The organism is Mycetocola miduiensis (assembly GCF_900115155.1).
GTDB classification, from domain to species: Bacteria; Actinomycetota; Actinomycetes; order Actinomycetales; family Microbacteriaceae; genus Mycetocola_A; species Mycetocola_A miduiensis.
In genome coordinates this window covers 689,094-704,342 of the sequence record NZ_FOVM01000001.1, presented here as the reverse complement: position 1 = coordinate 704,342, position 15,249 = coordinate 689,094, and the positions used below count along the sequence as shown (strand labels likewise).

Sequence of the window (15,249 nt, the reverse complement as noted above, 5' to 3'; positions counted from 1 at the left end):
GCTAAGTCGCTTCCCATCTCGAGAACAGGGGTTGACATGGTAACGACCCAGAGCAGTCGTCGCGGTCGATTTCGATGCCCACACCGGTCCCATACCGGTTTTGCCGCGGCCCGGCCCTGATGTCATGACAACCCCTTGTTTGAGGGAAGGGGCTGCACTACCTTGCAGCGTGTGGAAAGGATTCCAGCTTCTTCGGGACATCTCGTTCACAGACCGGCGACGACGCCGAACTTGATCTCTGATCGAAGGGAAAGTACATGAAAACGAGGCAGAACGTGCTCCTTGCCTTCACAGCGACGGCCTCCCTCCTCGCGCTCACCGCTTGCGGTGGCGGCGCTGCAACCACCGAGGACACATCGTTCAGTGACAGTCCTACCGGTGCCCTCGCCTCCTGGGGTTTCGACAACGCCGATGAGGTCGGACTTTCTCGGCTCGAATACGTCGAAAAGGAGTTGCCTGACGTCGACGTCACCCTGGACGTTACCGGATTCGACGCGCAGAAGTTTTCCGCTCGGACGGCCAGCGGCAACGTACCCGACGTGGTGCAGATGGACCGCCAGTATGTCGCCACCTACGCGGCCCAAGACCTCATCATTCCCCTCGATGAATGCTTCGCTACGCACGGCGTCGACCCGGCCGAGCAGTACTACGACGCTGTACTCGAGGACGTCACCTGGGACGACAAGGTTTGGGCCGTGCCGCAGTTCTACCAGCCGCCGGCAATCATTCTCAACAAGCGGGTTATGGACGCGGCCGGTGTCACCGCTGACCAGATCGACACATCCCAACCCGAAGTGCTCCTCGCAGCGGTCAGCAAAATGTATGAGGAGAGCGGCGGAAACCCGAGCGTTATCGGTTTCGATTCGCAGGGCGTGAACCAGGCCGGGTTGTGGTTGCTTGGGCACGGCGGGTCACTGATGGATGACGATGGCAGCCCCACGCTCGATGACCCGACGAATGTCGAGGCCATCGAGTACCTCAAGCTGTTGTTCGACGCGCAGGGTGGCTACTCGAAATACAAGAGCTTCACCGACTCCTTCGACTTCTTCGGCGAAAATAACCAGTACGTAGCCGACCAGGTCGGCGCGGAGATCAACCAGCAGTGGTACGTGAACGTTCTTGCTGAGTTCGCCGACACTGTCGACATCGAGGCGGTGCCGTTCAAAAACATGGACGGTGAGCCTTTCACGGTCGCGAGCGGGACGTCCTTCGTCATCCCTGCTGGAGCTAAGAATGCGGATGCGGCGTGCGCGTGGGCAATCGAGCTCACATCGCAGGACGCCTGGATGGCCGCGGGCGCTGCGCGAGCCGAGACTGTTTCGAAAACGCCGGGCGCCATTAACACCGGCCTTTTCACCGGATCACCCGCTGTCGACGAGGCCATCCGTGACGAGTACGTCGAGGAGAGCGGTAACGCGGGCTTCGATCAAACCATCGCTACCTATTACGAAATCGTTGGCGAAGGTGCTTCATTCGGCGCCTCCCCGGCTGGTCAGGTAATCCAGGACGAGCTGAAGAATGCGGTTACATCCACGCTCCTCGGTGACAAGTCGGCCGCGGAAGCGCTCGGCGACGCTCAGGAAGCGGCGATGCGGGCCTACGACAAGGCAGTGCCGAAGTAAACGCACGTCAGCAGAGACCGGGCGGTCCCTTGCGGGGCCGCCCGGTCTTGAGCGTCGCGGCCGGTGCATAGCGACCGATTCACTCACGCCGGACCAAAACACCCGGCACACGGGATGATCACGTCCGAACCCGGTGAAAACGCCGTCACCTCGCGCTACGCCCCCAGCGTTCGCGCGTCGCACCGACGCCCATTGCGCCCGCCGCACTCGGAGCCAATCCGCGCCGGGGCACAACCGCCAACTCACACACTCCGGACCAGAACACGCGGCGCACCGAATGAATACGGTCGAACCGGGTGAAAACGCGGCACGTTGCATCCGCGCATGCAAGAGACCCGGCGGGAGACCCGGCCCTCCAGCGACGTGCTATCCCTTGCGGCAGCGACGTGCTACCCCTTGCGGCCCTGCGTGGCCACACCCTCGATGAAGTAGCGCTGGCCGAAGGCGAAGATCAGCAGCATCGGGAGCGTGATGATCAACGACGCAACCATGACGTACTGGTAATCGCCCTGCCCACCCGCGGTCGGGCTGTACTTCGTCATCGCGTAGGCGATGCCGAGCGGAGCGGTAAACCCTTCGACTGTGCCTGCATTGAGGTAGATCAACGATGCCTGGAGGTTGTTCCAGCTCGCCTGGAACTCGAACACGAACACGATGATGAACGACGGGATCGACAGCGGCATCGCGATCCGGCGGAACAGCCCCCAATAGCTTGCTCCGTCGATTCGGGCCGCCTCGAACAGCTCACGCGGCAACCCGAGGAAGAACTGACGCTGGAGGAAGATGTAGAACGCCGACCCGAACAAGTTGGCACCCCACAGAGGCACCCACGTGCCGATGAACCCCAGCTCCTTCCAGATCAGGTACTGGGGGAGCATCGTGACAGCACCCGGCAGCATCATTGTCGCGAGCACAAGCCCGAACAGCAGGTTGCGGGCTGGGAACTTGAAATAGGCGAAGCCGAACGCGACCACCGAGCTCGATAACGCCACCGCGAAGGCCGCCAGCAGCGCGATCGCGATGCTGTTGAACATCCAGTTGAGCAGCGGCAGCTGATTCCAGACTTCGACGTAGTTCTCGGGGATGATGGTCTGCGGCCAGAGCGCGTTGTCGAAGACCTGGCCGCGCGGTTTGAGGCTTGCCGACAGCAGCCATACAAACGGATACATGAAGAGAATCGCGAAGAAGATGAGCGCTATCCACAGCACGATCTTGCCGAGGATACTTTTCGGCTTGTACCAGCGGTCGGGTTTGCGCGACGGCAGCTGCTCACGTTGCGGCGGCCCAGTGACGGACTGTTCGCCGATCACCTGTCCCTTCAGTCGGATGGCCTCGGGTGAAGACTCGGTGACGCTCATCAGTGGTCACCCCCCTCGTAATACACGAATCGGTTGCCGAACTTCATTTGAATGAAAGTGATCACCATGATGATCATGAAGAGCAGCCAGGCCATTGCAGCAGCGAATCCGAAGTTGAATTGACGGAACGCCTGCTGGAACAAATACACGGCGTAGAAGAGCGACGACTCCGGCGACGCATTCGATTGATCACGCCAGAACAACAAATACGCCTGGTCGAACACCTGTAGTGCCGCGATCGTGAGAACGATGACGTTGAAGAAGAGGGCACTCGAGATCATCGGGATCGTGATGCTGAAGAATTGCCGCACCGGCCCCGCGCCGTCAAGAGCGGCAACCTCGTAGAGATCGCGCGGCACATTCTTGAGAGCCGCGAGGAAGATGACCATGGTGCCGCTGACGGTCCAGAGAGTCATCAGCACAATGGACGGCTTTACCCATGCCGGGTCGACAAGCCATTGCGGTCCCTGGATCCCGATCACTTCCAGGCCTTTGTTGATCGCCCCGGAGTTGCCGTTCAGGATCAGGAGAAATACGGATGCCGTCGCGACCGTCGGCGTCATCTTCGGCAGGTAGTAGACGGTGCGGAAGAACCCGGCACCCCTGCCCACCCGAGCGAGCAGCATCGCGAGGAACAAGGCGAAGGCGCATTCGAGCGGTACTGCCATAAGCGCGTAGACGAGCGTGTTCGTCAGGGAGAGGCCGACTTTGGGGTCCTCGAACAGTTGCTCGTAGTTCGAGAAGCCCACCGGCGTTGCAGTGTTCGTCGCGAGGTTGTAGTTACTGAACGAGATCACGAGGCTGTAGACCATCGCTCCGAGGGTGAAGACGAGGAAGCCGACGATCCACGGGGCGATGAAGAGGTATCCGGCAATGGCTTCGCGCCGGTTGTACTTCGACCGGAACGCGGCCTTTCGTTTCTGCCGTCTCGACATCGGGGCAGGCGCAGGGTTGTCGCGCCGAACCTCGGTGGTCATCGGGATTCCCCGGGCGGATAGCCCCGATCACAAGAACCGCTGTGTTTCATCGCACACCCCTTATTAAGGTTCCACTTCCGCAGGAAGCCGAGCGCCGAGTATGGCGTCGTTGCCACAGGGGGACTATAAAGCCGAAGCCATAGAGCCACAAGACCATTGGCAAGCGATGTTGACTGGCTACTATGCGACGCTCTGCGGGGCTATTCTGTGGCTCGTCGGTCGGCCGTGTCTCCGCGCCGACGCAACCAAACAACGCGCTCGCTGAGGGTGTCTGGCGCGCGGCCAGCGACCTGGGCCTCCGGATCCCCGACGATCTCGTGTCGTTCGACGCGCGAAGCCCGACCCGGATACCCCGGGAAGCCTCAGCAGGCATCGTCCGGAGAGCGGTCGTGCGTGCTCAGCCCTGGAAGTCGTCCGGGTCGACCTCGTCGAGGAATTTGCGGAACTCGTCTACCCGTTCTTCCTGTTCGACTGGATCTGTCTTCTCGCCCTCATCGACGATGCCTGCCTCTTCGAGCACCTCGTCGTTTACCCAGATGGGCGCATCCATCCGGGCTGCAAGAGCGATGGCGTCTGAGGGCCGGGAATCGATGGCCAGTGCACCGTCTTTCGTGTGGAGGGTTATCTCCGCATAGAACGTTCCGTCTTCGATTTTCGTAACATCCACGCGTTCGACGGTGGCGCCGACTGTTTCGAGAAGCGTCTTCATCAGGTCGTGCGACAGCGGCCGAGGTGCCTCGGCACCCTCCACAGCGATGAGGATCGACGTCGCTTCCTGTGCGCCGATCCAGATGGGGAGCATCCGTTCACTGCCTGTTTCGCTGAGCGGTTTCAACAGGATGAGGGGTTGTCCGCGCGAATCCAGCGCCACACCGACGATACGAACCTGAACCATGGCAACCTCCCCTGAGGGCAACGGGCCTGAACCTTCATGGTAGGTCAGCGAGGCGTTTCAAACGAGCCGCGTTTCACACGAGCTGTCTCGTTTCACACGAGTTGTCTGGCGAGGAACGCAGCCTCTGTTCGGGTGGCCGCCCCGAGTTTGCGGAGGATCGCTGACACGTGCACGCTCGCTGTCTTCGAGCTGATGAACAGCTGTTCTCCGATCTGCCGGTTACTCATGCCCTGGGCGATCAGTTCGAGGACCTGCCGTTCGCGGGCGGTGAGTTCCGCGGCATCCATTGCAGGACGCGCGAATGTGTCGTCGAGGGCGATGCCGGCTCGCGATGCCACCTTTTCGGCCTCAGTCCGGATGAGGCCGGCACCGAGAAGATCGGCTTCGGCGATCGAATCCAGCAGGGATGCCGCCGCTGCGGTTCGGTCGCCCGATTCCGTCTGTGCGCGGCCGAGGCGGAGCAGAACGTAGGGGCGGAGGTGTGCGGGTGATGCAGGGTCGGTGCCCGTGTCGTCGACGGCGCGCTGCCAGGCCTCGGGGTCGTTGCCGGTTCCGGTTGGACCGGAGAGCTCGGCATTGATCAGCGTCGACCAGAGCCTGCTGGTCGGCCAGAACGCCAGGCTGGCGGTCAGCTCCCGGATGTGCGCTTCGGCGGCAGCAGCATCGGCAGCCACGGTCGCAATAGCGCCACTCCTAAGAGCATCGAGCGGCTCTGGCAAGGCTCGAAGTTCGGCAAGCGTGCGAGCCGCCGTCGCGAGGAGTGGCAGGTCGTAGCCGGGGTACGGGCGGCGGTCGGGATCAAACAGCACGGCAACGTCGACCCAGGCCTGCTTCGGGTCGTGGCGGGCGAGGGCCAGTTCCGCTGCGGTGCGGGCATGGCCCAGTTTCACCTGCAGCTCGACCTCAGCGAGGGCAAGGAACGGTGCCCGCATGCTGCGGTACGCCTTCGTCGCCCCGTCGATGTCTCCCCGCCAGATCATCAAGAAGAGCCGCGCCCGCTGCAGGTAGGCGTCGAAGGTGCTCGAGGACAGCAGGGTAAGCGCCCGGTTGATGTGCCGGTCAGCGCGCTCCCAGTCGCCGAGCGCGATGAGAGGGTCGATCGCGTTCGCCTGGAGAACGATTCCCGAACTGCGTTCGACGCCGAGCTCATGGGCGCGGGCGACTCCCGCTTCGGCGATGCGCAGCGCTTCGGCGTAGTGGCCGAGGAGGTATTCGCCGTCTGACGCGTTCACGCGGTAGCGGAGCATCGCAGTGGGGTCGTTCTCAGCGAAACGTTGTGCGTCCTCCCAGCGAGCAAGTCCTTCCTCGATCCGCCCGGTGTCGATCAGTGACGCGCCGAGGATGTTCGACGCTATCGATGCGTTCCGGTCGGAGCCTGCCGACAGAGCCTCCTCGAGCCCTTCGGCCGCGATGGTCTCAGCCTCGGTGAACTGGCCGTCAATCATCAGTCGACCGGCGAGTCCCGCGAGCATGGCTGAGCGTAACTCGGATGCCGTCAAGGCAGACCCGCTCAGGCCTGCGGTCCCGACAACTCCGCTCGACCCGCGCGGAATAAGTTCGAGCGCCTCGCGGATCAACTCGATTGTTCCAGGTTTACCGAGGTTGCCCAGGTGCATGGCCTTGTCTCGCAGCAGGCGGGCATAACGGTAGGTGTCGTCGCGGGGGCACTCCTCGAGTGCGAGGTTGACCATGGCAAGCGAGCGTTCCCCCTCGCCGGCGTTGCGCAGCACGGATGCCGTCTGCGCGATCAGGTCGACCTTCTTACGGTTCGCGACGGACTCCGCATCCTGGACCTGGTCCCAGAGCTCAAGGGCCCGTTCGCCCATCTGGGCTGCCGTCCCGTAGGCGTAGGTCGCCCGCGCCTCGCTCATCGCCGAAAGGGACGCACGGAATGCGCGCGGAGCGTCGTGGGCGGCGAGCCAGTGATAGGAGATCTCCACCGCCAGACGCCGGTCGCCAGGTATGGCCTCGAGAGCTTCGGCGTATCGGGTGTGGAACCGGGAGCGTTCCCCAGGCAACAGCTCGGAGTGGATCGCCTCGCGCACGAGAGCATGGCGAAAGGCGTAACCGCGAGAGTCGGCCATCAGGATGTTCGCGAAGACTGCCTCTCGAGCGGCCCGGTCGAGGATGTCTGCGTCTGCGGAGTACACCTGCACGAGAAGGTCATGGTCAACGCGCACCCCGCCGGCCGACAGCATCCGGAGGAAGTGCTGTGTCTCGTCGCTCAGCCGCTCATAGCGGGCGAGCAGCAGTTCGCGAAGGGTCCACGGAAGGTCTCCTTCACAGGTCTCGTCGAACCCGACGAGTTCTTCGACAAAGAACGGGATGCCCTCGCTCCGTGCGAAAAGGTTGTCGAACGCTTCGTCGTCGGGAATCGTTCCCAGGATTTCCTGCACCTGTTGGCGCACGTCGGTGCGATCGAGCCGTGGAATGTCGATCCGCGAGACACTGCGTGACCGTTCCAGCTCGGAGATGAGCCCACGAAGCGGATGCCCTCGTGGCACGTCTTCGGTCCGGAAGCTCAGGATGACGAGGAGCCGGCCCCGTGTCAGCGCGCGAAGGAGGAATCGCAGCAGGTTGAGGGTCGCGTCGTCAGCCCAGTGCAGGTCTTCGATGACGACGACGACGGGAGAGCGCTGGGACACCGTCTCGAGCAGGACGGCGACCGTCTCATGCAGGCGGTTGGAGCCCGACTCCGTACGGTCGAACGGGGTTTCACCCAGTTCTGGAAGCAGCGCGGTCAGTGCGTCGCGGCCCGGGCCGCCCGCGTCGAGGACAGCATCCGCACCGATCTGTTCAACGAGCCCCCGAAGCACGCCCTTGATCGGGGCGTACGGTGCTCCGACCGTTCCCAGGTCGACGCATTGCCCGGCGACGACGATTGCTTCGACCGACGCCTGGGCAAGGAATTCTTCAAGGAGCCGCGTTTTGCCGATGCCCGCTTCTCCCGAAACGACGACGCCACGTGGGCGTCCGTTCAGGGTGTCGTCGAGCGCCGCCCGCAGCTGGGCCAGTTCGGACTCGCGCCCGATCATCGATGGGCTCGCCGCCGGTGACCTCATACCCTCATGGTCCCACGGACCCCTGACAGCGGTCGAGCGGGTTTCGGTCACAACACCGTCGGTAACCGCCACTGACGCGGACGGCGCCCACGCGGGTGAGGTGGGAGTCACCGGTGGGCCGCGTGGACCGCGGACACCCCGACGTCCTGCCGACCAACCGGCATCCCCTCGCCCGCGAGAAGGGCAGCCAACCGGGCACGCATTGTTCCGCGCGGGTGGCGCTTCTTCGCCGGGGTTTCCGCCTGTCGTTCGTTTCCGATGCGGCGACGCTCCAGGTCACGGCTCAGCTGCTCCTCCGTGTAGCGAAGAAGTAGTTCGGTCCCGTATTCTCCGGAAATCTGCATGATCTCAACTCTCCTCAGGTTGTGATGATGTATTCATCGTGTTCTCTAAGGAGGGGGCCGAGTATCGGGCAGTTGCCCTATTTCTCCGGCCTCAGGCGGCTTAGGCCGGAGCGCGACGGCTTAGGCCGGGGGCAGCAAAAAGCCGTCGTCGACGAGAGCCCGCACGCGCGGCAGCAGCTCATCGAGCAACTCGAGGTAGTCGGCGTCGAGCAACTGGGCGATCGCGGCGACCACCGCAGCGACCGACAGGTCGCCGTCACTTGCCCCTACGAGGGCGGCGAGCCCCGTGTCCATGCGGACGGTGCGGCCGAAACCTCCGCCCTGGCGCAGCATGAGGGCTGTCGGATGCTCCGCGCCCGGCCAGTAGTGACGTTCCTCCGTCACATCCAGCGCGACAGCGAGTTGGGCGAGGCCGAGTTCCTCATTCGACCGCACAACCTGCCAGTCATGGCCCGCGAGTGCCGCCGCGAGGTGGATGCCGAGCCCGGTCTCGTTGGAGCCGAGGGCGCCGTGCATCCGCTCGAGACGACGCAGCGTCGGGGACCCGGCCAGCGGCATCCGAAGAGTGATGTAACCGAAGCCGACCGAGGTGACGCGGCGGGCGGCGAAGTCGTCGAGCCACGCCGTGTAGAGGTGTTCGAACTCCGGCGTGCCTGAGCGGGTGCCGCCGTCGCGGATCCAGGTTTCGGCGTATTGGGCGGGATCCTGAACGTCACGTTCGATGATCCAGGCGTCGAGTCCGGTGCCGTCGACCCAGCCGCCGACCCGGCGGAAAGCGTCCTGACCGACGCGGTACTCCCAGTTGCCGAGCAGCTGGGCGACCCCGCCCGGGTGCAGGTGGGCGGCCGCTCCCCGGAGGACGGCTTCGACGAGCGCGTCACCCTCCATGCCGCCGTCGCGGTACTCATAGGCGGGAACACCCTCGCTGCGCGGCGTGATGACGAACGGTGGGTTCGAGACGATCTGGTCGAATCGTTCCCCGCGCACGGGTTCGAAGAGGTTGCCGTGCCGGAATTCGATGTTGTGGATGCCATTGAGTTCGGCGTTGAGTCGCGCGATAACGAGTGCCCGCTTGGAGATGTCGGTGGCGATGACGGACACGGCATGCCGGGCGGCGTGCATCGCCTGGATGCCGCATCCGGTTCCGAGGTCGAGCACGCTGCCGACCGGGGTCTGCATCATCAGGCCACTGAGCGTCATCGACGCGCCGCCGACACCGAGCACATGTTCCTCACCGAGCGGCCGACCGAGGGCCAGTTCGCCGAGGTCGGAAACGATCCACCAGCTGCCTGCGCCGGCCGCGTCGACGAAACTGTACGGGCGCAGGTCGACGAGCGGACGCACCTCCGTGTCGTCGACGGCGACGAGTTCGAGCTGGGCTGCCCCGTCGGCTCCGAGGGTCGGCAGGGCTGCTTCCAACTCTTCACGCTGCACAGGCAGGCCGAGCACGAACAGCCGGGCGAGGGTGGCGGATGCCTCGGCCCCGGTCTCCTCACGTCGTCGCGCGAGCGCACGCAGAGCCGGGACCCTCTCGTTGCGGTGCAAAGCGGCATCCGCTTCATCGCCCCACAGGCCGGTGAGCGTCGTCACCGTGAACCGGGCGGAGTCGAGGTCAGATCGGAGGCGCTGCACGAGCTCAGAAGTCACGGTCCCCAGTCTTGCACCGTCCGGGGGTGCGCATAATTCAGCCTGCAGCTGCCGTGAGACCGTTGACCCGAGGATTTCGGCTGGCTTGGGGCCCGTTCAGACTGAGTTGTGCCCACGAAGCGCCGGCACAGCTGGGGTGCCAGACTGGATGGATCATGAAAACTCTGTTGAACATCATCTGGGTGGTTCTGTCGGGATTCTGGCTGTTTCTCGGCTACATGCTCGCCGCAGCCGCCATGTTCATCCTCATTGTCACTATCCCGTGGGGCATCGCTGCCGCACGGATCGGGCTCTACGCGCTGTGGCCCTTCGGCAAAGAGGTCGTCGACAAACCGACGGCAGGCATCGGTTCGGTTCTGGGAAACGTGGTGTGGGTGGTCCTCGCCGGGTGGTGGCTTGCCCTCGGGCACATTCTCAGCGGCGTCGCCCTCTTCATCACCATCATCGGCATCCCATTCGGCTGGGCCAACTTCAAAATGGTGCCCGTCGCTCTTCTCCCCTTGGGAAAGCAGATCGTCGACGGCTGACGAGCGGATGCCGCGGGGCGGGTCGCCCCTTCCTGCACGGTCGCGCGGGTCTTTTTGCATCACGCGGGTTAAATTGCGCCCGCGCGACGCAGTTTCTCCCGCGCGGGCGGCGTGACTACGCGTGCTCGGACCGGTACCGCTCCATCAACCGGTCGAGGAGGCCGATGAGTTCGGCCTCCATCGTGTCGTCGAGCGACGCGAACGAGAAGGTCGCTCGCCCTGTGCGCCGGGATCGGAAGGCATCCGAGGCCAGTTCGAGGTCTTCCGGGTATCGGTCCGCGATGATGAGGTAGAGCCCAACTTTGTTCGTGCCCTGTTTGAGCGCGGCGAAGTAGTCGTGGCCGGTTGCACCGGGCCACACGAGCGCTGGGATGCCATAGATGGTTCCGTCCACCAGCTCGGGGCGGTACCGATCGAGGATGGAGTTGAGCCGCTCCTCCACCTCTGCAGGGGTTGTCACAGGCACGGCGGGACCTCAGGCTGCGTCATGGGTCCACCTCTCCCGCTGCGTGCTGTCGACGGCGACGTAGTGCCACTTTTCCACCTCGTTGCCTCGTGTGTAAGACCCAGTTATCTCCGCGGTCGCGACGGCCCCGCGCGGGTCTTTTTGCATCGCGCGGGTGAAATTGCGCCCGCGCGATGTAATTTCTCCCGCGCGGGCCATGCTCCCAAGCATCCGGCCGCCGGGGCTGTCAGCAGCACCTGCCAAGCTGGGAGCATGACGAACACCGGCATCGACACGCGCGCGAACGCCCTCGAGATCCTGCGCACCCTCGTCGGCTCACCCGACGCTGACTTTCACGACGGACAGTTCGAGGCGATTGAGACCCTTGTCGCCGACCGGCAGCGGGCCCTCGTCGTCCAGCGCACCGGCTGGGGCAAGTCCGCCGTCTACTTCGTCGCGACGCTGCTCCTCCGTCGGCAGGGCGCAGGGCCGACGCTGCTCGTCTCTCCTCTGCTCGCCCTCATGCGCGACCAGGTCGAAGCCGCCGCCCGCGCCGGCGTTCGCGCTGTCGCCATCAACTCCGCCAACCCACACGAATGGGGCGACGTGCTGCAAAAGCTGGATGCAGACGAGGTCGACGTGCTCCTCGTCTCACCCGAGCGGCTCAACAACCCGCGCTTCCGTGAGGAGCAGCTGCCCAAGCTCATCCCGCGGACCGGCCTGCTCGTGGTCGACGAAGCCCACTGTATCTCCGACTGGGGCCACGACTTCCGCCCGGACTACCGCCGCCTCCGCGACCTGATCGCTGAGATGCCGCACGGCGTGCCCGTCCTGGCGACGACCGCAACCGCCAACTCCCGCGTCGTGACGGATGTCGCCGAGCAGCTCGAGCACGCCGGCGGCGAACCAGTCGTGACGATCCGTGGCCCGCTGGCGCGAGCATCCCTCCGACTCGGTGTTCTGCGGCTGCCAGACGCCGGGGCGCGCCTCGGCTGGCTGCTCAGCCACCTCGGCGAGCTGACCGGCTCGGGCATCATCTATGCGCTCACTGTCTCCGCCGCCGAAGACACCGCCCGGCTTCTGCGCGAAGCGGGCCATGAGGTGCAGGCCTACACCGGGCGAACGGATGCCGGTGATCGCGAAGGACTGGAACAAGCGCTCAAGAACAATGAGGTCAAGGCGCTCGTCGCTACCAGCGCGCTCGGCATGGGTTTCGACAAACCTGATCTTGGTTTTGTGATCCACCTCGGAGCTCCCTCCTCCCCGGTCGCGTACTACCAGCAGGTCGGCCGGGCCGGCCGCGCGGCGAGAATCGCCGGCAAACAGGCCAGCGCCGACGTTCTGCTCCTTCCAGGCACCGAAGACGAAGCAATCTGGCAGTACTTCGCCACGTCGTCCATGCCGAACGAGCAAAAGGCCCTCGCCGTGATCGACGAACTCGCGTTCGAAGGGGTGCCGCTGTCGACGCCTGCCCTCGAAGCCCGGGTCAACCTCAAACGAACCCCACTCGAACTGCTCCTCAAAGTGCTCGACGTGGACGGCGCCGTGCAGCGAGTCACCGGCGGCTGGATCGCCACTGGTCAACCCTGGGTTTACGACGCCGAACGCTACGAACGCATCGCCGCCGCACGCGTCAACGAGCAAAACGCCATGCTCGAATACGAACGCACGACCGGATGCCGCATGGAATTTCTCCAGCGCGCCCTCGACGACGACACCGCTGTTCCCTGCGGTCGCTGCGACAACTGTGCAGCCGCAGCGGGGCAGCCGGCCTGGTACCCGAGCGACGTGCGGGAGGAGGCATCCGGGCAGGCGCAGAAGTCGCTCAGCCGCGTCGGCGTCACCATCGAGCCGCGGGCGCAATGGCCGACGGGGGCCGACAAGCTCAGCGTGCCCGTGAAGGGCAAGATCGGTCCAGCGGACCGCGTTGAGGCAGGCCGCGCCCTCGCCCGGCTGACCGACCTCGGCTGGGGCGGAACCCTCCGCGACCTTTTCTCGCCCGGAACACCGGATGCGCCGGCGAGCCCTGCGCTGATCCAGGCCTGCATCCGGGTGCTGGCCGAGTGGGGGTGGGACGAACGCCCGGCCGCGGTGGTCAGCATGCCGTCCAGGCGCCGCCCCCAGCTGGTGGACTCCGTGGCCCGCGCCCTGTCTGAGGTGGGCCGGCTGCCCTACCTCGGCCCGCTCAGCCTCAAAAACGGAGGCCCGTCAGGCGAACCCGGCGGCAACAGCGCGTACCGGCTTGCCAGCGTCTGGGACCGATTCGGCCTCGACCCCGAGTTGGTAACCGTTCTCGATGGTTACCGCGGCCGCCCCATTCTGCTGGTCGATGACCTGGTCGACAGTCGCTGGACGATCACTGTCGCCGGCCGTCTGCTTCGCGGCGCCGGGGCATCCGCTGTGCTGCCGTTCAGCCTCGCCGTGCAGGCGTAGCGGGCAGGTCGCCGGCCACGACCGTCGACAGGTCTGGGCCGAATACGAAGTGACGCTCGCAGTACTCGCCGTCGAGCGCTGCGGGGAGCCAGTGTTTAGCGTCGTCCCACATGCGGTCGAATGGGATGTCGTCGACCGGGTGCCAGTGCAACAGGAGCTCATCGGACTCCACGATGTCGCCCTCCCAGGCGTGCACCGCGAACACCCACGAAACCTGACTCCAGGCGGGTCGGTCGGGGAACTCGTAACGGATACGCCCTAGCGAGACGAGGTCCTCCTCGCGCACCCTCAGACCCGATTCCTCGAGTACTTCACGCACGACAGCCTGCTCGGGCGACTCACCGATCTCGAGCTTTCCTCCCGGTCCGACCATCTTTCCGAGGCCGAGTCCCTTCTTCTTCTCGCCGAGCAGAACCTCGTAACCGCCCTGACCGGTTTCACGGAGGATGTAGCAGACGCACACCTCGGGAAGATCCGGGACGGCGGGGAGCGCGGAGGTCATACGCCGAGCGTACGCGCCGTAGTCGAGTTAGCGCTTTTCGGCGAGCCGGGCGCAGTCGATGCAGAGTTCTGCGGCCGGTCGTGCGTCGAGTCTGGCGCGACCGATCGGCTTGCCGCAGCGGGCGCAGATCCCGAAGCTGCCGTCGTCGACGCGGGCGAGTGCTTTGTCGAGGACGGTGAGCTGGCGGGCGGCCTCCTCCTGGAGACCGGTGAGCCTTGACCACTCCGACGCGATCGTCGGGCCTTCCGGGTCGTGCTCGTCGTCAGACTCTCCGTCGCGCGCCACGCGCACTTCGGCCAGCGAGACCTCGTGGTTCGCCCGCTGTTGCAGCAGTTCGGCACGCTGCTCTTCGAGGACCGCGCGGAAATGCTCCAACGTTGCTGTGCTCAACCGTGAGTTTTCCATAGCCCATCGTCGCACGCAGGTGCCCGTTTTCCATGAATTCCGCACGCGCGCTGCCCGCTCTGCCGCTGCCCAGGGAAGAAGGCGTACCCTTTAACGGGTCGTTGGGCGCATCAACGGGTCGTTGGGCGCACCAGGCCATCGAGTGAACCAGGCCATGAAGCGAGACGGGAAGGGGCCGACATGACCACAACGCCGTTCGACCTTGACCGCTTGCGCCGGTACGCACGCGACGAACTCGATGTGATCATCGAGCACCGCTGCCGCGCGGGCGAAGACCCGTACGACTTCATCCACGACCTGCCGACGGTCGATGAGCTCGTCGTCTACGAGTTGCGGGCCGATGCCCTCGACGCCCGCGGACTGACCACCCAGTACACGATGGCCCGGTATGCCGCGCGCAGCAACCGCCCGGATGCCGACACCCACCGCCACAACGTCGCGAGGCTCGAGTACGACCTGCTCCGTGAGATCGCGCTCGAACACCCGGACCTCACGCGAACGGTGTGGACGATGATCGGCGAGATCGGGCTGTAGGGCTTCAAGTGCTACGCACTCGCAAGCCCGCACGGCTTCCTTCACAACCTGCGGCGCGGCCTCCTCGCTCCACGGATCCCTCAACACCGTCACACCTCCGGCGGCGGCTCGGCATCCTCGACTCATGCCGTACATGTATATGCTTCGCTGCTCCGACGGAACCCTGTACACCGGCAGCACCTGGGACCTTTCGCACCGGATGGACCAGCACGACTCAGGGCTTGGCGCGAAGTACACCTCACGGCGTCGACCACTAACCCTCGTGTACTTCGAGTACTTCGACCGGATCGACGAGGCCTATTACCGCGAGAGGCAGATCCACGGCTGGGTGCGATGGAAGAAGGACCGGCTGATTGCAGAGGGACCAGGCGGGCGTGACCCGTGGGATCTCGTCTGAGGGCCGGGCAGGGTCGTGCTGGCACGCTTCGGTTGTTTCGCTCCCTCAAGCGAGCGGAGTAGGAGCACGGACCGCGGACGGAGTGGCTGGCGGCATCCATC

The 15,249-nt window shown here is 64.9% G+C and carries 14 protein-coding genes; 5 read left to right on the top strand and 9 right to left on the bottom strand.

What is annotated here, in order from left to right:
* Positions 1–257: 257 nt before the first annotated feature.
* Positions 258–1,622 carry an ABC transporter substrate-binding protein gene (locus tag BM197_RS03470; RefSeq protein WP_090708789.1) on the top strand — a complete coding sequence of 455 codons (1,365 nt, stop codon included), beginning with the start codon at positions 258–260 and terminating at the stop codon, positions 1,620–1,622.
* A 389-nt stretch (positions 1,623–2,011) separates the two neighbouring features.
* On the opposite strand, the gene BM197_RS03465 is transcribed toward BM197_RS03470, so the two are convergent.
* The 6 genes from BM197_RS03465 to BM197_RS03440 form a co-directional block, all read right to left on the bottom strand.
* Complete coding sequence (locus BM197_RS03465) at positions 2,012–2,980, bottom strand: carbohydrate ABC transporter permease (protein WP_090708788.1); 969 nt, start codon at positions 2,978–2,980, stop codon at positions 2,012–2,014.
* Positions 2,980–3,957, bottom strand: a complete 978-nt coding sequence (locus tag BM197_RS03460; protein WP_425435668.1) for a carbohydrate ABC transporter permease — start codon at positions 3,955–3,957, stop codon at positions 2,980–2,982. The genes BM197_RS03465 and BM197_RS03460 overlap by 1 nt, the downstream gene beginning before the upstream one ends.
* Before the next feature lie 397 nt (positions 3,958–4,354).
* On the bottom strand, positions 4,355–4,852 hold the full coding sequence (locus BM197_RS03455) for a bifunctional nuclease family protein (protein WP_090708786.1): 498 nt from the start codon (positions 4,850–4,852) through the stop codon (positions 4,355–4,357).
* A gap of 92 nt (positions 4,853–4,944) precedes the next feature.
* The gene (locus BM197_RS03450; protein WP_090708977.1) at positions 4,945–7,914 is read right to left on the bottom strand and encodes a helix-turn-helix transcriptional regulator; all 2,970 of its coding nucleotides are present in this window, start codon (positions 7,912–7,914) and stop codon (positions 4,945–4,947) included.
* 107 nt (positions 7,915–8,021) lie between these two features.
* On the bottom strand, positions 8,022–8,258 hold the full coding sequence (locus BM197_RS03445; protein ID WP_090708784.1) for a hypothetical protein: 237 nt from the start codon (positions 8,256–8,258) through the stop codon (positions 8,022–8,024).
* Between the two features lie 120 nt (positions 8,259–8,378).
* Positions 8,379–9,905, bottom strand: coding sequence for a DUF7059 domain-containing protein (locus BM197_RS03440; protein ID WP_245762352.1), 1,527 nt, complete (start codon positions 9,903–9,905; stop codon positions 8,379–8,381).
* 155 nt (positions 9,906–10,060) lie between these two features.
* Here BM197_RS03440 and BM197_RS03435 point away from each other — a divergent pair, with 155 nt between their 5' ends.
* Complete coding sequence (locus BM197_RS03435; protein WP_090708780.1) at positions 10,061–10,432, top strand: YccF domain-containing protein; 372 nt, start codon at positions 10,061–10,063, stop codon at positions 10,430–10,432.
* Positions 10,433–10,547: 115 nt separating this feature from the next.
* Here BM197_RS03435 and BM197_RS03430 read toward each other — a convergent pair whose 3' ends face one another.
* A complete protein-coding gene (locus tag BM197_RS03430) occupies positions 10,548–10,898 on the bottom strand; it encodes a hypothetical protein (RefSeq protein WP_143094971.1) in 351 nt (116 codons plus the stop codon).
* 252 nt (positions 10,899–11,150) lie between these two features.
* Between BM197_RS03430 and BM197_RS03425 the strand changes: the two genes are divergently transcribed.
* Positions 11,151–13,310, top strand: coding sequence for a RecQ family ATP-dependent DNA helicase (locus BM197_RS03425; RefSeq protein ID WP_090708777.1), 2,160 nt, complete (start codon positions 11,151–11,153; stop codon positions 13,308–13,310).
* Here the strand turns inward: BM197_RS03425 and BM197_RS03420 are convergent.
* Together BM197_RS03420 and BM197_RS03415 are read right to left on the bottom strand one after the other, a co-directional pair.
* Positions 13,288–13,812 (bottom strand): 8-oxo-dGTP diphosphatase, encoded by a 525-nt coding sequence (locus BM197_RS03420; RefSeq protein WP_090708775.1) that lies wholly within the window; start codon positions 13,810–13,812, stop codon positions 13,288–13,290. The two genes, BM197_RS03425 and BM197_RS03420, sit on opposite strands and share 23 nt — an antisense overlap.
* 27 nt (positions 13,813–13,839) lie before the next feature.
* Entirely contained in the window at positions 13,840–14,202 is a 363-nt protein-coding gene (locus tag BM197_RS03415) for a TraR/DksA family transcriptional regulator (RefSeq protein ID WP_245762351.1), read from the bottom strand.
* A gap of 195 nt (positions 14,203–14,397) precedes the next feature.
* Between BM197_RS03415 and BM197_RS03410 the strand changes: the two genes are divergently transcribed.
* Complete coding sequence (locus tag BM197_RS03410; protein WP_090708772.1) at positions 14,398–14,751, top strand: hypothetical protein; 354 nt, start codon at positions 14,398–14,400, stop codon at positions 14,749–14,751.
* 124 nt (positions 14,752–14,875) lie between these two features.
* A complete protein-coding gene (locus BM197_RS03405; RefSeq protein ID WP_090708770.1) occupies positions 14,876–15,148 on the top strand; it encodes a GIY-YIG nuclease family protein in 273 nt (90 codons plus the stop codon).
* Positions 15,149–15,249: the final 101 nt, after the last annotated feature.